The following is a 20,687-nucleotide window of genomic DNA, read 5'->3' on the forward strand; positions in this document are numbered from 1 at the left end:
TTTTTCTATCCCTGTCTCCGCTGTGAACATACGCCTGATCACATCTATATCATGTCTGATGAAAAATATAAAGCACTTCAAAACGAACATGCGGATAATGGTAAAGCTAAAAAAACAATGATCAAAATGGCAGTGATCTTTGAAGGTGTTGAACATATCGGTAAACGCAACAAGCTTATATCTCCTTATACAGTCATAGGATATACCTCCACATTCTGGCAGGATGTCATGGATAAAGTGAAATTGATTACCAGTATGGGAGATGGCGCACCCTGGATATACTCCTCAGCAGAGGAATTGAAAACATCATTAACAAATACGCGATTTCTTCTTGATGGATTTCACGCTAAACAGGCCATAAACAGAATCAGTACAAAAAAAGAAAACAGAGAACTTCTTGCATATTATTTAATTCATGATGAGAAAAAAGAATTTAAGTATCTAGTGGATAGAATAAGTAATGGAAAGAAAACCGAGAGAATCAAGAGAATCAAAAAACAATGGAATTACCTTCAATCCAGGTGGTCAAATGCAGTGGAAATATTCCAAGCAGAAATAGGATGTTCCATGGAGTCCCACATAGAGCATAATCTGGCAACACTGATCAGCAGCGTGCCTAAGGCATACAGTCGTGAATGGCTGGAGAAGCTAGTAAAATTGATAGCAATGGATAAAAATGGAGAAGATATGCAGATACTGTATTTAAAATCCTTAACTATGAAAGAAGATAATGGAACCGTTAACTTTAATCCACCAATGGATCTTAGTCTATTTGATAAAAAAGCAGATACCTACGATAAAGGAGACAGCAGTAGATCAATACACTCATTTTTGAAAAAACATCTCAGGGAATTAGCCTTATTTTTAGCAGGTAATAGAAAAGAGAAGAACTTAACCTTTTTTGATTTCTTCCTTCTCTTATCATATAATCCCATAACTTTTTTACTCTATCCCCATCACTTCTTTCTTATTTCTCATTCGGAAGTGGAAACTGAACGGTAAGCGCACGCACTTCCTTGCGCACTTCCTCACGCACCGCTTCATCCTCTGCATTTTTCAGTACACGGCTGATCCATAAGGCAACCTGACGGAATTCATTTTCCTTGAAGCCTCTGGTTGTCATTGCCGCAGTCCCCAGACGGATACCGCTTGTCACAAACGGTTTTTCTGTTTCAAATGGAATTGTGTTCTTATTGCAGGTGATCCCTGCTTCATCCAGCAGCTTCTCTGCCAGCTTTCCGCTCATATCCAGAGAGGATTTCACATCAACAAGAATCAGATGATTATCCGTTCCTCCGCTCACAATGCGAAAGCCTTCTTCCTTTAACGTGTTGCTCATGACTGCACAATTCGCAATAACCTGTTTTGCGTAATCCTTAAACTCCGGCTGCATCGCTTCCTGCAGACATACCGCCTTAGCCGCAATGATATGCATCAGCGGGCCGCCCTGCATACCCGGGAACACCTTTTTATCCAGCAATGCCGCATGCTCCTTTTTACAGAGAATCAATCCGCCGCGAGGTCCGCGCAGTGTTTTATGGGTTGTCGTTGTCACAAAATCAGCATAAGGAACCGGGCTTGGGTGTTCTCCTGCCGCTACAAGTCCTGCGATATGTGCCATATCCACCATGAAATATGCGCCGACTTCATCCGCAATCTCACGGAACTTCTCAAAATCAATCACTCTTGGATAGGCGCTGGCACCGGCAACGATCAGCTTCGGCTGTTCCTTTAATGCGACTCTGCGCACCTCTTCGTAGTCGATTGTTTCACTGTCCTTTGTAACACCATAGTCTACAAAACGGTACAATGTCCCGGAAAAATTCAGAGGATGTCCATGTGTCAGATGACCTCCTGCGGTCAGATTCATCCCCAGTACAGTATCGCCTGGCTGTAAAACAGATAGATATACGCCCATATTTGCCTGAGAACCACTGTGCGGCTGCACATTGGCATGCTCAGCGTTAAATAGCTGCTTTGCCCGCTCTCTTGCGATTTCTTCTATTTCATCGACATGTACACAGCCTCCGTAATAACGCTTGCTTGGATATCCTTCTGCATATTTATTCGTCAGTATGCTTCCGGCAGCCTCCAGTACATCCCTTGATACATAATTTTCTGATGCTATCAATTCGATATTATACAGCTGGCGCTCTGCTTCCCTTTCAATGGCTTCCTGAATTTTCTTATCGTTCATACGCTACCTCCGTTTAATGCCTCTATTTTACCACAGATTTTTATATTGTCATTTCTTTTGTTCTGCGTTCGTCAGGAAATATTTCTTTACAACAAAAATCAGTGCCACTGCCAGCACTCCCACCAGATTTTCCATGGCGCTTTCATGTGATATGATAATCTGCCGGGCAACCGCATAGAGCAGTACCTCAATCACTGATTCCGGTGTATGCAGAATCAGCATCTTTACAAATTCCACGCCGACAACCAGGGTCAGTGCCTTTTCCAGTATAGCTTCCAGCTGAAAGCTCTGATCCATAAGAGACTCCGCCCCAAAGCATACCGTTGCCAGTGTTGATATTGCGATGGCAATCATTAACAATACGGCAATCACAAGCTCAACGGCTTTCATCATTTTAACAAGTCTTGTGTTGATTTTGTGCATGACTTCCTCCTTAGCATTATAAGATGATTTTCGGATGCAGATTGATATCCGCTTTTTTGGCCTGCAAATGCTGCTGACGGCGCGGTATACGGTAATGGATATTGTCCTTTACAAAATTTGCGCCAGTCTGCTTAAACCAGAAGGATATGCCCTTTTCCTCACACTGCTTACGCAAATCGAGAATCCATTCATACCGGCAGACCCTAGCCTGCGGTCCGCTTTCTCCTCCGACGATCAGTTCTTCTATGCTCTCATCCAGCCAGGGCCTCAGGTTTAAGGGCTCCAGCAGCGGTTCACATACCACATACTTATGGCGCAGTGGTGCCGCCTGATAAATCGGAAGCCGATCCGCTGCACGCTCCATCGTTTCCACCGTACAGGCGATACCCACATGATCCCATCCCGTTCCCCAGTCATGCGGGATGCAATCCATTAGCCGGTCAATCCGCTTTGTAATCATAAAGAAAAACAAATCCCTGCGCTGCCGCATGATATCCCATGCCTCATCTCGCCAGACATCTGCTTCCTCTACAAAAAAATCGCTGGTAAAACAGGTATAGACAATTTCATCGGATGCTATCTTGTATTCACCTTTGCGATTTTTGTGCAAAACTTTATCAAAGTCTTTCAGACGGGTAACAACACCGGTCTGTTTGCCATGCCTTTCATCCATCCGATATACATAGCAATGCTCACATCCGGCACTGATTTTATGACAGCCATGCCAGGGGTTCCAATTTGCCATCGTGTTCATCCTCACCTGTATGTATGCAGGACACGGCCGTCCGCAGAAAGCTGTTGAAGACTCTGTGCTGCATATCGAAAGCAGAGAATACCGCCATGCCTGCGCAATCTGACATGAATTTCCCAGATATCCTGTTCCACCTCATCACATATGCTGATATAACCGAATACCTTTTTCTGTCCGGTCTGAATGGAAACGACACCGGAAAGACGTATTTGTATGATTTCTTCATCTCCATGCCACACCCTATAAAAGGGACAGGCAGCCTCACGCTGCTTCAAACGGTATCCGTATACATATAGAACAGCCAGGGATAGCAGCATTCCTGCAGTTTTCTTCATATTATTTTTCCAGAGCCATGACCTTGTCAATTCTTCTCTGGTGACGCTCATCATGGGAAAATTCGGTATTTACCCAGACCCGTACAATTTCCTTCATCAGCTCCACACCGATGATTCTCTGTCCCATCGCCAGCACATTGGAATTATTGTGCTCTCTTGTTAGCTTGGCACTGACCGGATCACTGCACAGCGCACAACGGATTCCCTTAATCTTGTTGGCGGCAATGCTGACACCGATTCCTGTTCCGCAGATAACGATTCCCTTATCGTTTTTACCATCCGCAACACTCTGTGCAGCCGGTCCTGCATAATCCGGATAATCCACAGACTCACAGCCATGACATCCGAAGTCTTCTACCTCATGTCCCATTTCCGTTAACATTTCCTTCACGATTTCCTTATATTCAAAAGCACCGTGATCACAAGCTACAGCTATTTTCATATACAGTTCCTCCTCTTGATTTCTTTCCCATTATAACATAAAACCGATGGCGGAAACATCCCGTACCATCGGTTTCTTCAGTCTTCTTTTTCTTCTCCCATATCCAGTGTGGAATCAATTAGCTTCATCAGCTCCAATGCACTTCTGAAATACTCAGTTCTGCCGATATCTGTCCAGGTAATGGAGCCCTGCCAGGTTTTGTTTTCCGTGTCCTTAATTTCTACTACAAACATATTTCCTTTACGCTTACCCATACTGCCACCTCCTGGATAACTCTACAATATCAGTATACAGAATAAGCGTCACAAAACCGTCATACCGGAATATTTTCTGTAATTTTATGCAGCAGCTCGAGGTCACTTCCAAAGCTTGCCAGTACATTTCCCTTTGCATCCTTTAAAAGTCCCTGCCAGCTTGTCTTCTTTCTTGTCTGCACGATGATATCAAAGGTTGCACATTGTCCTTGCTGCTCATAGATCATCAGTGGATTCTCCCATGGCGTCCATGCAATCGATGTAAGATAGCCCTCTACCTTGCGAAACGAGCGCTTTTGCTGGTAGGCCTGCGGTACCTGCAGGTAATCAAAAATTTCCTCTCCCAGCATAAACAGCGTGCAGGAATCATCAAAGGTCACTGCCTCCTGCCCTGCCATGCAATATAAGCGGCCGTGTATGTCCTCATTCCTTCGATCTATACAAAGGCGCAGGGCATTCCCCGGAAAATTCATTCTGTTTTCCATATCACTCATCTCCTTTACGCACCGATCTCATCGTAGGTATATTCAATTTCAAACAAATGAAATTTACTCTGTGCTTCATAGCGTCCGATCAGTCGGTCCACGATGATCTGAATATTTTCTGCATTGCAGCCGTACAACAGCATGATGTACTGATTCCCGCTGTATTTTGATACAACATCCCCGTTGCGAAGACTGCTCATCAGCACCTGTTCCATTTTTTCCATCTCTTTATTCAATAAGGAAAGATTGCTGCTTGAGCCGGCAAATTTCCTCTGTGTGAGTGTAAACAGCACCACATATTCCGCATAGCCGTGCCGTTCACAGCGGCGCATATCCAGATGATAGATTTCCCGAAATACACCATATTCGCAACGAAACGCCTTTTTCATGGGATCGTCGAGTAACTCATCCTTAATGGTTTCCAGATTTTCCTCCGTATCCTCCTGCTTTTTCATAATCTCCATATAGATTTTCTGAAGATTCTCCGATTGGCGAATTCCCAGGCTCTCATACATCATATGGCTTGCGGTCTGGTACTGCTTCTTCGCCAGATCTATGTGTCCCTGTAAAAGCAGGGCCTTGATAAATAAATATTGTGTTTCATCATCTAGGGGATCGATCAGCAGCGCGTTCTTGCAGATTTCACTCATAGTGTCATAGTCTTCCGCTTCACCGCACAAAAGAGCCAGCTGCTTTGCGTTTCTCAGATACAGTGAATGAAAATAGGTGGTCAGGGAAATAACCCAGTGGGATGAGGAAATTGCGGGTAACAGTTTTCCCTTATACAGAGGAAGGATCCTGCTCATCCGCAAAATATCCTCCTGCGCCAGCTGTTCCTTTTCCTTCAATTCCTTTTCCATGAATTCAAACTGTTCAATGTCCAGTTCAATGCCATATTCGGGATTCCAGGAATAGGAACCTCTTTGTGTCAGAAAAAAATCACTGACCCCAAATGCCGACTGCAGTACCTTACGCAGCCGGTAGGTCAGGTTTTTCAAAGCGTTTCTCGGATTCGTAATATCCTCATTGCTCCACAGGATGTCCATGATCTCCGTCACAGCGATCGACCTGTCATGATAGATCATCATATAGGAAAACAGTGCCACAAGCTTTGAGGAATGCATATCGCTTTCATCCAGTATACGATCCTGAAATTGAATCTGAAAGGTACCGAACAGCGTTGCCTTTACCTTTTCCATGTATCTCGCCCCTTTGTATGATTTTTGCGTGCTTTCAATACCTTCATTATAATGAAAAAACAGACAGATTCCTAGTCTGTCTGTTCAGATTTATGCATTTTCATTGCTCTTCTTGTTATTTTTCTTTTTCATGAAGAAGAATACCAATCCAAAGAGTGCAGCTACCGCACAGCCTGTGCCGATATACCATGCGGTATAGTCTGCAGATGCCTTGTCTTTACCACCTAATGCTGTTTTATTATCCTCAACATCCTCTGTGCCTTTTACGTCTTCCTTATCCTTTTTTCCGTCACCCTGTGGAGTTGTGTTGTTTTCTTCCTGTACCAGATTATTGTCTTCGTTCAGGATTTCATTTCCGTTTGGTGTCTGAACTGTCAAGTCACCGTTTGGTGTTACAGTCAATACGGTATTATTTCCATTTGGTGTCACAACTGTATTACCATTGGTATTTGGTGTTACAACAGTACCTTCGTTTGCTGTATCTTCTACATCACGATAGAAATAGATATATCTTCTTCTGGAAGAATAGAAGGAATGCTTCGTTTCTTTATCCTGACCATTCAGCATCTTGTAGGACTTGCCTGCATCCTTTACAGTTTCCGGTGCAGCTATTACAGCATCTTTTCCAAGCTCAGCCTTTACGGTTCTGGCAGAAAGAACACGGTTGTTCGTGATATCGAAGTAAACGACAGATACATCATAGCTTTCCACTTCTTTTCCCTTTTCTGTATAATACATATTGTAAGTTCTCTGTGCATTTCCAAACTTATGAGAAATTGCTTTTGCCTGATTGCTTGCCAGTATATACGTTGTATCCCCATCCTGGATACTGGAATCAACATTTACGGATACTGTTTTGTTTACAGCTACATCAACACTCTTACTGGAAATCGTTCTTCCACTTAACAGATCCACATAATTCACACGAATACTGTAGGGCTGATTACTGTTTGTCACGTTTTTTTCATATGCTACGGTATAGGTTTTCATACCCTGCTCAAAGCTATGGGAAATCACTGCATCCTCCCCGCTTTTTCTCTTATATTCCATACCGTCCGGTGTAGTATAGGTTGCCGGTGTGGAGACCTTTACGGTTTTTCCATTTGTGACGGTATATGTATTTGCATTCAGCAGCGCTCCGTCACTGACATAGCGTACGGTAATAAAGTAAGGTCTCGCCGCTACGTTTTCCTGAAGTTGATAACGGAAGGTGTAATTTCTTGCTCCGTCTTCATAGCTCTGGGATACGGCTTTCTGTCCGCTCATCAGCTGATAGCTTCTTCCGTTCGCTCCGGTAAGAGAAGCCTGCGGCGTAAAGGAACCGCCGTTTGCCTCTGTTACGGTAAAGGAATCTCTTCCAATACCGTTTCCATCCTGATCAACATAGCTAATCGTGGATGTATAAGGATTTCTTGCCACACGGCTGTATGTAAATTCTACAGACGGTGTTCCAAAGGATACCTGCTTGTAATTCGAGCCGCTGATCTGATATTTGGCACTTGGATTATTTGGATTTACAACTGTTTTCGGTGCAGAGCAGGTAGCGCCTGTTGATAAACGGTTCACGACCGTGGAGCTTTGCACAACAGTTCCATCTGCGATATAGCTAACCGGCATGTAGTATGCATCGTTGCTGGCAATAACGTTCATTTCACTGTTATATTCCGTATACAAGCTTGTGCTTTTTGCAGAGCCAACATAGACGTTCAATGCAACACTTGCATTTGGCTGAAGGGTGATTGTCTGATCTACAGAATTGTTTGCATCGTAGCAATGAACATTTTCCAGTGTATTGGATGTCAGATTCTGAATGTAGAAGGTTCTTATATCATAGCTTTGTGATATGTCCGTAGTCACCTGCACGCTTCTTGCGGCATAGCTCTGTGCATCCTCGGCATGAATCCGTGAGGATGTTCCCATCACCATTAGGAAGCATGCTGCTATAGTTATAATTTTTTTCAATGCTTTTAACATATCCAACGCCTCGCTTTTCATCTTACACCTATATCATAAGCTTTTATCGTCACAGAGTGGTCACACAGGTAATAATTTCCGAAAGTATTTTTATTTTTTTGTGACCTTTTCTTTTCGGCTTCTAACCAAATTTGTACAATAGGGGAGCCGTTGCGATGTTTTTATTGAAGGAAAAGGAACTGCAGTGCCTCTAGCGATCATTCCACAGGAGATGCATCTGCTGTTGTTCCTTTCTCTCTTTTATATTTCTTTTTTAAGCCTGTGCAGCTTTCTTCCCAGCACCAGCAGTGCTACAAGGGACAGCCCTGCTACCAGTGGCGATTGGCGCTTTGTTGTATCTGCGGTTTGTACAGGCCCGTTTATTGTTTGGGAAATCATTGGCCTTGTGAATGCGGCACTTCCATCTGTGTTGTACACACCGCAATCCCAGGTCATGTCAAACCCGCCATCCTCTAGGTAGAACGGTCTTGTCAGATACCAGTCCTGCTTCTTATCATATCCATCAGAATCCAAAGCGGCATCATCTCCTGTGAGCGGCAGTGTTACCGCATAGCCCTTTAAGTAAAATTTCAAGCGATAATAGCCGGCATGCAGATCATCAAAGCGATAATAACCGGCATGATTGGTCGTTGTTTCTCCAACATATTCCCATGCCTGATCGTTCAGCTCCTCACTGTCATTGCGCTCAAGTATGACGCGTATACCGGCAATGCCGGTAGCCTCTTCATCCTGTATGCCGTTTTTATTTTCATCGAACCAGACATAATCTCCAACACTTCCGGAGGTCTGTATGATACCGGCATCCCAGGTCATATCATGTTGACCATAGCCCAGCTGAATGCTGTCTGTCGGAAAGCCCCAGCCGTTCATGTACCTTGCAAGGGCATTGGAATCCTTACGAATATCCGCTGCAGCTAACGGTGTTGTCAGCTTGGTGTCGTAAGGGAGATCAAATACCACACGATATTCAATGCCGGTGTAGGCACTGCCCTGCAATCCCTCAAACACATACCTTCCATGTGCATTCGTTTCCGCAGCCGCATAAAAGCTCCAGGTGCTTTCGCCCTGATGGCGTATCTGCAAATACACAGGAACACCGGATACCGGTGGTTCACCGTTCTCCTGTACACCGTTTTTATTCAAATCCTGCCATACATAATCACCAATACTTCCATATCGTACCGCTCCGGCATCCCAGTGCTCCTCCAGGCTATTTGGTGCTATGTAGAATACCGGTGTATACCCATATTGGCGAAGCTCATCCAGCTCATCGGAAACATCACTGTCAATTTCTTCATTTCCCTGATGCGCTTCCACCGCTTCAAAGCCATTCGGGAAGTGGAATTTCACCTGATAATAGCCCTCCTCCAAATGGTCAAAGAAATAGGTGCCATCCTTTCCAATTGTAGCTGTTCGCAATGGATCCTGCTTCCGCTTACCACTCTCATCGATTTGATACAGCTCAACAATCGTAGACGGCAGGGCAATTCCTATATCCTGAATATTATTATAATTCCTGTCCTCAAAGCAATATCCGCTGAGTGCACTATAGTACGTCAAGCCGGCATCAATGCTGAGATCGACAGCATGATCGTTCAGTGTGAACACATCACTGCGTGCCAGTGTTTTACTTACGCCGTATAGTCTGGCATTGGAATCTATGTCACTGGATGCGTCCTGAAGTACATACGGCGTAGTAAACGTGTAAGACGTGTAGCCATAGGAGTTGGTTTTTGAAATATCAAATTCAACAACATAACTTCCTGCACGCAAACCGCTAAACAGATAGCTTCCAGTATGATCGGTTTTTGTTTCCATTATGGCAGCTCCACTATGTCCTGCATCATCCACCCGGTACAGGCGTACAGTTACATCGGATACCCCTGGCTCATCACTATCCTGAATACCGTTTCTGTTTTTATCGATCCAAACCGTATCTCCGACAGCTCCCAAGGCGATAAAGCCTGCATCTATCGTCATATTGTCCTCACCGCTGATGCTGCCATCGCTTGTGTGCTGCGTCGCAAGCCGAATCTCGTCACTGATGTTGATTGTCTTTTGATTTTTCTTTTCCTGCGTAATATTTGAATCGCTTGTATTATCACTTACGGCAAAGCGAATGGTCGGTTCATATGCATATCGGGATTCATCCTGCGGTGTCGCAAATTCAACACGATAGCTGTAAATCGCATTGCCTACATAGCTGTTTGGATCATCCGCATCGGCAGTGCCGGCAATTTGTTCATTGCAATCAAGATTGTCGAATCGGTAATATCCCAGCTGATTGGTCTGCGTCTGCTTTTGGTCAAGCTCTGTTTTTATCAGCTCGCCCCTCTCATTTCGATAGGTTTTATACGTATGCAGCGTTACCTGTAAGCCGGTAACGGGAATATCCCCGCTGTCCTGAATACCATCCTTGTTGCGATCAAAGAATGCATAATCTCCGATACTGCCCTTTGCCAGTATCAGCTTCACCTTGACAGGATCGTTTTCCACGGTATCGGATAAATCAATGGATTTACCATCCGTACCAAATCGCTGTACCGCTCCCATCGCTGAATTTTTGATCAGCTTATCCTGCATCGCTGCCAGCTCATCTGTAGAATATGACGGTGCCTGCATTTCGATATGAACCCGGAAGCCCTCGTAGCTGCCAAGAGGCTGGTTTTCTGTATCAAATTCCACAGCTACTGCAGTAACCGTACGCATATCGGCAGGAGCATCCGTCTGCCAGTGATGTGCGCCGTTTTCCCAGACACTATCCTCCCAGCTGTCGTACAGCATAGGAAGCTCGTATTCACGATCTGTTCTCTCCCGTTCGCTCTTTGTCCACTCGGCTGTCAAAGCTTCCTCCGATACACCTGTGCTCACACAATAGTATATTGTATACGGCTGTGTTACCGCACTGCCATCCATAGCTGAAACTGAAACATCCTTCAGAATCGGCCGCTTAGCAAGCTCACTGCCGCGCTCTGTAGCCTTACCGCCAGTATTGGTTCGCGTAACAAGCGTATCTCCCTTAAACGGCAGGATATCCACCACGCGTGCTTTCTTTATGCGCTGGTCCGAAGCACCGTTTTGAAGCACGATAGTATAGGAAATACTGCCGCCCGGAGCCGTGGAGCCTGTGTTGGCACTGCTCAGATAGGTCTTATCGTACTGTCCTTTTACTTCCTTATATACATTCAGATTGTTGCTGGCCTTTACACGTACATCCACACCGGAATACGCATACTTCTTTCCACCTGCCGGTTTTCCAAGCGTATTATCCAGAGCTTTGTCTTCAACGACATCTCCTCCGCTGGAAACATCAAATTCAACTGCGTTTCCATAAGGATTTTCTGCGGATAGAGGCAGCGATGCGCCTGATGTAAGATAGCTCGGTGCCAGCAGTCCGCTTACCGACGGTGACTGCGATATCTGTGCTGCAAATTTGACATACAGCTTATTGGATGTATCAATAGCCAAATCCTTCAGCTTGATGGTTACCTTGGTCGTTGTCTTTCCGGTATCGACCAGCTCACCGGCATCATTGATTTCCTTCACCGGTACATCTTCCGTTATGATAACCTCCATTTCATCCGGCTCTATGATTTGTGCATCATCCTCGGCACCATATAAAACCAGCAGATTTCTCCCCATGTTTTTATAATCATTTACGAAGGAGGTTCCCTGTGGCAGGTCAAAGCTGATGATCGGCTTTTCCAGATTTGCAGGATTCAGACCGCCGCTTCTGTTCTCCGCTGTAATCGTATAATATACAATATCTCCGGGAGCAAAGGAGGTTCCGTTATCCGTTTTAATTTGCAGACCTGCTTTGGGCGCAATATTCTGACACAGTGGGAAGTAGATTGCAACCTCATTGCTTGTTTTATGATCCGTTTTCCCTTGTATCGTGGCACTTTCATTTTTTATGTTGTAAAGATATTCGACATCCGCCCGATTTCCTGCCTTACGAATTTCATGCACGTCGGATGCTGCAATCGCACTTCGATCTTGAAAGGTCACAGAGAATTCTATACCACCTGCATGAAACTTCTTTTTCGTTCCCTGATATACGATACGGAAATGGACGGCCTGCAGGCTTGAGACATCCATAGTGACTCCTGTTGAAGAAGCCTTTTGAAGATTTTTCAATGCGGCTTTGCTGTCCTCGTATGTTGTCCATGTGCTGCTGCCGAAGGTCTGATATTCCAGAACTGCATGAACCGGATCCGAATCCTGCGGGATATCGCCTGCATAGGCGGGATATACCGTAACACGATCGATGGTATAATCATTCGCTGCGGCGGTTTCCTTTTCATACCTTCCATTATTCATATAATACAGATATAGCTCTGTATCTGAAACAGTCACACGCTCTGCATCAATTTCATTTGTACCTTCTGCATAGCCATTGATCCGAAATACTGCATTCTGATCATTCCCAAGCAAAGGGCTGGTTTGCGACTCCGGTATTTCTGCATCTGTAAATGTGGTATCTGCCTGTTGAATCTGTTTTGCGACGGATATCTGAAAATCTTCATAAAAGCTCTGTGGCTTGTTGAGGAAGGGGACATAATTGGAGGCCTTGGCATCCGCTTTTTGATTTTCTAAAATAATATCACTGCTTTGCAGTGGTTTCACCACAACCTTCTTTTTTAATGGATAATAGCGATCATCCAGTGTATAACCCACAGGAGCCTTTGTTTCCTCCACGATGTATGTGGTACCTTTTTCATCAGCCTCCAGAAGCTCGCTGATAGCATATCCGTTCTCATCGCTGAGCAGCGGTGTGGTTGTTATCGGTGTTCCATCCGTCTTAAATATCTGGAACTCGGCCCCCTGCAGTGGCTTGCCCGCTTCATCCGTTTTGTGTATCACAAGGCGTCCATGCGTTGCTGTATTGTAGATTTCACCCTGATCCGTTTCCTGTGGATAATAGGTTTTTATTTCACTCTGTCCGGCTGCAACCGTTACGTGCATCTGCTCCAGTTGTTCATATCCCTCCATTTTCGTTTCTTCAATGGTATATTCTCCCGGAACAAGGTTCTTCCATTCGCAGACACCATTTGCATCACTTCTCACCGTTTGGAATACCTCATTACCCTTTAGTGTGAATGCTACCCCCTGCATCGGATATTTCGTACCGGCTTCATCATACAGATAGGAATCACTGTATTTTATTATTTTCACATTACCGAGTGCTTCGTTTTCCACCGTTGATCTCTTTGCACTAACTACCTCAGTTATCTGGCTTGACTGGATTGTAAATTCAATCGGCTTCATGACAGCAAAGCCGGATGGTGCCTGCTTTTCAGATAGTCGATAGCTTCCGGCCGCTAGCATTCCACTTTCAAAGCTGCCTGCAGAATCATCCACATGGAAGGCCTCATAACCCGACACTACCTGCCATGTTTCGTCAGCGGTGCGTTTCTCCAAGGTAAACTGTGCTTCCTTTACATTTGCGATGTGTTTTTCATTGATGGTCGTTTTTTGAAAGGTGAATTTTCCCTGAATTGGATTATTGATGATGGCTTTTTCTCCGGTCAGCTCCTTGTTTTGCTTTCCTGCTGTAACCTCTAAGCTCCAGGTAGTCGTTACACCGTCTTCACTAAAGCCCTCCGGAACAGTCTCTGTCAGTGTATATATCCCCTGTTCCAAACCTCGAAATTCTGCGAAGCCGTCCGAATCCGTTTCCTTCTGCATGGAGAATTCAGGATCGTCGGCTTTCGTCAGCGTAAAGGTAACCTTGGAAAGCGGCAGCTTTCTGCTATCATCAGCATTGAGCATCCATTGCGCGTTCTTTTCAATCAAAATACTTCCCTGTGCGCTGTTTTCAATTTCCTTTTCCAATACAGCAGCATCCCCGTTAGCACTCCCTGTAGTAACAGACACAGGCTCTTTCCGCTTTGTATAGCCATCTGGCGGTGTCAGCTCCTTTATCCAGTAGGTCTGATCAGGAAGCAGATTGGTAAATAACAATTCTTCATCGCCGGATACCCTTTGTATTTCATTCTCTTCAGCTTTGGCGTCCTCTTCTGATAAATAGATTACGAACATCGCAGGCTTCATGTATTTTTCAGGAACAGCTTCCCGTGTAGCTGCATCTATTTTTTTGATGCGGACACTCTGCAATGGCTTATTATCAATTTCTCCACCATCGGTAATCTGCTGACTGTTGATTTCATAAGGCCCATACACCGCATTTGACAGCAGATAACCGTTCGGACTTTCCTTCTCCCGCAGCCAATATGAGCCGGCAGGAAGCATCTTCGTATAAGAAGTTCCCGCAGCGCCTGTCGTAATAGTGTCCACAGGCTCTCCCGTGCATTCCTTGTTCGCATAGACATCAAAAACAGCATGCTTTAAGCCTTCTTTGGAATACGCATCCGTTTTTTTGATTTTCAGCTTTCCGTATGTAGATGCATTGATAAAATCTGATCCATCCTTCAGGGTTACCGTCTCTTTACCCGGTTCAATTTGTACCTCTGCAAGCTTTCCCTCCACATAACCAAGCTCTTTATTTGCTGCATTTACTTCTGTTTCCTTGAGCCAGTAGGAGCCGGCATCAAGATTCTGTATTTTTATATGACCGGATGCAGAAACAGCCTCGGCTACAAAATTCTCATCACGGATATCCCTGGATGGATCGTTCGTTAGGTTACGATACAGTCTGAACGTGATTCCGTTTAATTCCGATGGGCTTTCACCTTCGATTAAAATGCCCACCTTGCGTATATTCAGGGAGCCCTTCTCCCTGTTTTTTATCAGAATCGGCTGATTGCTGTAGGCATCCAGTGGCTGAATAACACCGTCCTTCATACCGGTAATCTTGTTTGCTTCAATCTTAAATTCTACCGGGGCTGTCGCCAGACTATAGCCGTCTTCAACTTCGGTTTCAATCAGACGATAGGTGCCAGCCGGCAGGTAATCGGATTCATAAACACCAACAGCTTTATCAAATTCCACTTTATCCGTGTACGTTTTGAATTCCTTTGTTTGATCATCATAGCGTTCCAGTCGGAAGACAGCATGCAGCAGTGTCTTCGTGTCTGTATCCTTTACCTTTTGGAAATAAAACTTTCCATAATGCGCTATATTCTCAATCGGCGTATCGTACAGCTCCTTGTTGATTTCTCCCTCCTTCACCTCAATTCTCCAGACCTTATCTGTACCCGGCTGCTCAATTCCCTCAGGAACAGCAACCTCTTTTACGATATACCAGCCCGGTGTTAACCAATCGGTAAGGAATGCTCCATTGTTTCCTGACTGATAGGTGCCTGTCACATAATGCATCGCATTGCCCTCAGTTGTTAAATCTCTGGAATCCGCATGCTGATCCTTTGCTTTATAGATATCAAAGGTTACATCATCCAGTGGAAGGCTCACACCCGACAGCGTGACAATCTTTTGAACAAGCAGCTGCCCGCGTTCTCTGTTCATCAGCTGGAATTCTTCATCCTCTTCATAAAGCTGATAGGCACCATTGACCTCCCTCACAGTAACCGTATGCACATTCGGATCTCGTTCATAGGCGTCTAGTGTCTTCACCTCAAGGGCATAATAGGTTTTTTCTATATTCAGATTTTTAAACACAAAATACCCGTTATCATTGGTGGACGCTATTTGAAGAACACCCATAGAGTCCCAGTTATTCTGATTTTCAAGCTTTTTCAGTACAGCTGCCGGATTGGCTAACAGATTATTCTTCAGCGTCTCCGCCTTTTTTTCATCCTGTAATAGAGCAATCTGTATTCCCTTTTCCTTAATCAGCTCCTGCTTCTGATTCACCTTACTTCCGAGCGCTCCCTGTGGCTTAAAGTTTTCAACCGTAATTTCCTTCAGCTCACCTTTTTCCAATGTGATGGGACCGATCCATTCCTGCTCTCTTTGATATCCGGCAGGTGCCTGCCATTCCCGCAGATAATACACGCCATCCGGATTGAAATATTCTGTAAAGGCATAGCCGTTATCATTGTTTCCATCATTGGTTACATCAGCGGTACCTGTAATAGAATTCACGGTACTGACCTTTTTAAAATAATGAGTTACCCCGTTGATAACAAACTTCTGTACGCCCTTGGTATTCTTATCTACTTCCTGAAAGACGCTGAACTTCGCCTTGTTTAAAGGCGCTTTTGTTTCCCGATCAACCTTTTTGATCAGCATTTTGCTTTTCTTCGGGATGTTCTCAAAGGATAGCGGATTGGCCTTTTTACCACCTATCTCTGTATTGTTGACGGCATACCCCTTCATGTGATTCTGACCTGCCTTCACATGTACCAACTTGGCCTGCGGTTCTCCGTATATTTCTTTCTGTGCGGCTGTTAATTTTTCTTTTACATAATAAGTTCCAGCATCAAGATGAGGGGAAAGGATTGCGCCAGCAGTAGAGCTTGTCATGGCTGTGACTTCATCCTTACATTCTGCATCCCTGTATATACCGAAGGTCATAACCTGATTCAGTCTTCGTTCCGCAGCAGTGCCGTATCCCCAGATTTCTTCTTTTTTCAGATAGAAACGGCCCTTGGGCGTATTTTCAACCGGTGTACTTACCAGACTATTATTTAACCTGTTTGCGCTTACCTCTACCTTATATACCGTATTGAGATCCGGTGTATAATATTCCATATTGGTACCGATTGGTGTGACCTCCAATACAGCGTATGTGTCAGGCTTCAGAGTGACTGCATGAATACCGTCCTTTTCTTTTATATCAAAGGCCTCAATCGGTTTATTCTTGCGATAATCCGCATATGTATAGCCTTCTACATATTTATAAATTTCAAATCTGGCACCGCCTGTGATGACAACCTCCTTATTATTTAATTTCATGGAGCTGACTTTTTTAATTTTCAGCATTCCAAGGCTAGTTTTATTGATGACCTCCTGTTCAACTGTCGTGCCGGAGACTACCGTTATCGTGATAGGATCTGCTTTTTCATATCGCTCATCCTCTTCCTCTACCAACCAGTACGTACCCGGCTTCAACTTTTCTGAGGTAAAGGTGCCATCACTGCCGGTTTCTGCTGTTCGCAGTGTAAAATTAGAGGTTGCCCAGTACAAATCTTGCGTAACATCCTCTGTAAGCTTTGGAAAATACTTAAATTTAATACCGCTCAGCGTTTCTGATACCTCTTCTGAATTAAATTTCTGCAGCTTTTTTGTTATTCTGAAATCCCCATACTTTTCATTTAGAATAAGCGGAGGCTCCTCCTGCTGTTTATATGCAGTACCCTTGCCCGGAGAAGTAAATGATTTTATCGCATCATCCAGAATATAGTCATCGGATGCTGTTTTTGTCTCCCTGTAAAAATATTCCGTCTGCGGCTCCAGCTTTTCAAATCGAAGTTCTCCGGAAGCAGCCGTTGTATACGTTTTCCCATTGGTATCGTTTTCTGCATCCTGCTTCGTCGGATACAGCTTAAAGCTGACTCCCGCTAAAGGATTGCTCTTATCATCCGTCTTTTTTATCGTATACGCTACAAGTGGTTCATTCTCGATGATGACCTCAGAAACAGCATTCTTTTTGACCTCAATTCCCGTTCCCTCTGTTTTCGCCTTCCCCTGCGCATCCAGCCCCATGAAAAGCTTTCCCTTTGCTGTTTTGGAATAGCCTTCCGGCTGTGATATCTCCTTGATTTTATACCTGCCGTCATTTAAAAATACAGATTCCGCAATACCCTCCGAATTGGTGCGAACTGTATCAACTTTATTGCCTGCTTCATCGTAGATTTCAAATTCTACCCCTTCCAGCTTTACCGCACTGTCAGACGCATCCTGCTTGATAATTTTTAGCAGACCCAGACTGGTTGCTATATTCTTTGCCTCATAGATGAATTCATATTTATCCGTGTCCAGCAGCTCGCGGAGCAGTCTGACATTCTTATCCATCTCATAGCCCTGCGGCGCCTTTGTTTCTTTGATCCAATATGAGATGCCCTTTCTCAGCATGACTGCATTTGACGTTGACTTCCCTCCGGATAAATAGGTTGTCAAAACAGCATCCTTAGGCTCCTCAGGATTCGTATAGTCCTGTGCTGCCTGCGTGCATTCCTTATCCGTATACACGCGGAACTGTGCTCCGCTCAGCGGTTCACTCGGCTGCGGCTTATCCGCAGACAGCTGCCCTGTTTTCGCAACAGTCAGGGTAATCATTTTTTCATTTTCTATTTGTAAGCTGTTGATTTGATTTGCCTGAATCTCGGAAACAAATCTTCCATCGGCTACAGCATAGCCGTTTGGCGCCTTTGTTTCTACAAACGCATACCAGCCCTTTGCTAATGCATAATAGGTATTCCCATCTGTAAACTCACTGGTAATAGCGATTCCCTTTTGTCCCTTTGTATCTGCGGCCTCTGCGGCAGCTTTCGTATCATAGGGACCGTATGCCATGAATTCAGCACCTGTAAGCTTCTTTTCCTTATCCTTTTTATCTACCTTGATGATTTTCAAGCCGCCCTTTTGTGAAATATTTTCAATATACGGCTTTTGATTTTCATCTTTATTCAGCGCTTCATTATTCGCTTTAACAGGGTAATTCACCTGATTGCCTGTCACAGTAACCTTCCAGTCATTGGAAGGTGATTCAAATTCTCCATCCCCGCGGTCAATCTCCTTTAAGCTGTATTTTCCTGCTGGTATACCCTGAAATAAAACCAGCCCGTGCGCATCAGACACCGCAGTATAGGTTTTTGTAGAATCTGTCTCGGAAATCAACTGAAATGTAATATTCTGCAAATACTGCTTTGCATCCTTTGATATCGCCGTGGTACCCTTTTTCCAAAAAGCCACATAGCCAAAGCCCTTCTCATCCGCAGTATTCACAATGGTAACCGGAGCATTGGCTTCTACAGGTTTCCCATCAACATGAATACCTCCATCCTTTGCGATTACGATTTTTTTGACAGATGGCTCCTGAAATCCTTGAAAGTTCATCGTTTCCTTCAGATAGTATGTTCCTGCAAGCAGATGATCGAAGCTGAACAAGCCATCCTTTACAGGCTGATCCTTTCGCAGAATTACCGGCTGTACGGTATTTCCGTCCTTATCCTTTGCCAAAACGGTTGTGCTTTTATCCTTATATAGATGAAATTCGATTCTATCGTCAGCCGCAAGCAGCTGCTCCTGAAGACGTTCATCGAAATTTCTGGTTTCTTCAACACCGGAACCGGACAGCAGCGCATCAACGCCGATCCTGATCTGCTTTTGAATGTTTAGATTAAAAACACCCGGATTTTCATCCCGCCAGCCCAGAACGGCAGACGCCTCTGCTTTTATGGTTTGCTCTGCCTCCATTAACGGCTGATAGGTCAGCTGCAGCTGATTGTTTAAAAGATATCCGTTGATGTCCCTTTCATTAAATGGAATTTCATATGCACTATAATCATAATCTGCATATACCTGGAAGGTTGTTCCCACCATCGTTCCGGCATCAATGGTATTTCCGGCGCTTGTATTCATGGCAGACGCCTGTATATGAATTTCAGCGATTGTTCCATCTGCCGCCTTTGTCAGAGTATAGTCTGCCCCTTCCTTCAGCTCCCGCTGTATATCCTCATTTTCATTTGCTATGATACGTATCGAGCTGGCACCTCCGCCCGATGGATACCCCTGTGCAATACCATTTGTAATTTCCGAGGTAAACGGTGCAGGAAGCTTGTCTGTCAGCTGAAACGTCGTACATTCCAAACGACCATAGCGATCTGCATTACCGCCGGGATTTACCTGCAGCTTGTATTTCAGACGATAGGTCCCTTTTGTTTTATCATATATATAATCCTGACCGTTCTGCTGCTCAATTCCCTTCTGAATATCCCATGTCTGCGATGCCTTATTTACAACTGTCAAATCCCCCATCTGAATAGGATTGATCGCACCGCCGGATGTAGATGCAGTAAACTGAATATTGCGAAAAATCCCATGATAATCATTTTCTGTAGTCATGTTTGAATAATGAAAAACCATGTATAAGGAACCACTCATACCACTGTTAAAATCACCATTCGTGGTAAAGGTGATCAGATGGTTTGTTGGATTATACACAAAATCTGTAAAAATGGAAGGACGTGTCTGCATGAGCTCACGCGTTGCTGCTTCGTCAAATACAGCTTTTTCCGGAATCTGTAAGGCCAGTGTTCCCGCCGTATACACATTTTCTTGTCCGCCACCAAGCGAGTTGATGGTATAGCTGCTTTTCACATAAAAGGCTTCCCCACTTTGTACTTCGATGTTATCAGTACCAGCTCCATCAATTGCTTTTAACAATACCGCCTGAAAGCTGATATTGGAATCCGCCGCAAAAATCCCCTCCAGTCTGGAAAGGTCTGAAACATTCAGCAGCAGAAGCAGACATACCAATACAATCCCCGCTTTATAGAGAACCATTTTCACGTTCTTTTTTAATCTGTATTTCTTCATTTTTTCTCCCTCTCCTTTATAATTTATAACTATATGAAAAATTTTATAATATTTTATAAATCTATCATACACCCATATGGTAATAAATTGGTTAGATAAATACTTATTTTCTTTTTTTACAGGTTATTTCTTATGACTTATTCTATTTAGTATAAGAAAAGAAGAATTTCATGCAAAAGCGAAAATTCCCTTATCCATAGGCAAATTATGAAGTGATTGCCTAGA

The 20,687-nt window shown here is 44.3% G+C and carries 11 protein-coding genes; 1 reads left to right on the top strand and 10 read right to left on the bottom strand.

The window, feature by feature from the left end:
* Positions 1-51 precede the first annotated feature (51 nt).
* On the top strand, positions 52-1,002 hold the full coding sequence (locus tag NE665_RS10025) for a UPF0236 family protein (RefSeq protein WP_117441806.1): 951 nt from the start codon (positions 52-54) through the stop codon (positions 1,000-1,002).
* Here the strand turns inward: NE665_RS10025 and glyA are convergent.
* The 10 genes from glyA to NE665_RS10075 all read right to left on the bottom strand — a co-directional run bounded on the left by glyA (position 968) and on the right by NE665_RS10075 (position 20,462).
* Positions 968-2,197, bottom strand: coding sequence for a serine hydroxymethyltransferase (gene glyA, locus NE665_RS10030; protein ID WP_117441807.1), 1,230 nt, complete (start codon positions 2,195-2,197; stop codon positions 968-970). The genes NE665_RS10025 and glyA overlap by 35 nt on opposite strands.
* Before the next feature lie 48 nt (positions 2,198-2,245).
* Positions 2,246-2,620: a phosphate-starvation-inducible PsiE family protein gene (locus NE665_RS10035; RefSeq protein WP_117441808.1), complete on the bottom strand. Its 375-nt coding sequence runs from the start codon at positions 2,618-2,620 to the stop codon at positions 2,246-2,248.
* A gap of 16 nt (positions 2,621-2,636) precedes the next feature.
* Positions 2,637-3,365, bottom strand: coding sequence for a DUF5131 family protein (locus NE665_RS10040; protein WP_117441809.1), 729 nt, complete (start codon positions 3,363-3,365; stop codon positions 2,637-2,639).
* Between the two features lie 11 nt (positions 3,366-3,376).
* Entirely contained in the window at positions 3,377-3,706 is a 330-nt protein-coding gene (locus tag NE665_RS10045) for a hypothetical protein (RefSeq protein WP_233104578.1), read from the bottom strand.
* A gap of 1 nt (position 3,707) precedes the next feature.
* Positions 3,708-4,148, bottom strand: a complete 441-nt coding sequence (rpiB, locus tag NE665_RS10050) for a ribose 5-phosphate isomerase B (protein WP_008818196.1) — start codon at positions 4,146-4,148, stop codon at positions 3,708-3,710.
* A 77-nt stretch (positions 4,149-4,225) separates the two neighbouring features.
* A complete protein-coding gene (locus NE665_RS10055) occupies positions 4,226-4,402 on the bottom strand; it encodes a hypothetical protein (RefSeq protein WP_178760095.1) in 177 nt (58 codons plus the stop codon).
* Between the two features lie 59 nt (positions 4,403-4,461).
* Positions 4,462-4,887, bottom strand: a complete 426-nt coding sequence (locus NE665_RS10060) for a hypothetical protein (protein WP_117441810.1) — start codon at positions 4,885-4,887, stop codon at positions 4,462-4,464.
* Positions 4,888-4,901: 14 nt separating this feature from the next.
* A complete protein-coding gene (locus NE665_RS10065) occupies positions 4,902-6,086 on the bottom strand; it encodes a BTAD domain-containing putative transcriptional regulator (protein ID WP_117441811.1) in 1,185 nt (394 codons plus the stop codon).
* Between the two features lie 90 nt (positions 6,087-6,176).
* Positions 6,177-8,060, bottom strand: a complete 1,884-nt coding sequence (locus tag NE665_RS10070; protein ID WP_147324000.1) for a hypothetical protein — start codon at positions 8,058-8,060, stop codon at positions 6,177-6,179.
* 240 nt (positions 8,061-8,300) lie between these two features.
* The gene (locus tag NE665_RS10075; protein WP_178760094.1) at positions 8,301-20,462 is read right to left on the bottom strand and encodes a SpaA isopeptide-forming pilin-related protein; all 12,162 of its coding nucleotides are present in this window, start codon (positions 20,460-20,462) and stop codon (positions 8,301-8,303) included.
* Positions 20,463-20,687 lie beyond the last annotated feature (225 nt).

It is taken from the genome of Clostridium sp. DFI.1.208, from assembly GCF_024463855.1.
Classification (GTDB): domain Bacteria; phylum Bacillota_I; class Bacilli_A; order Erysipelotrichales; family Erysipelotrichaceae; genus Clostridium_AQ.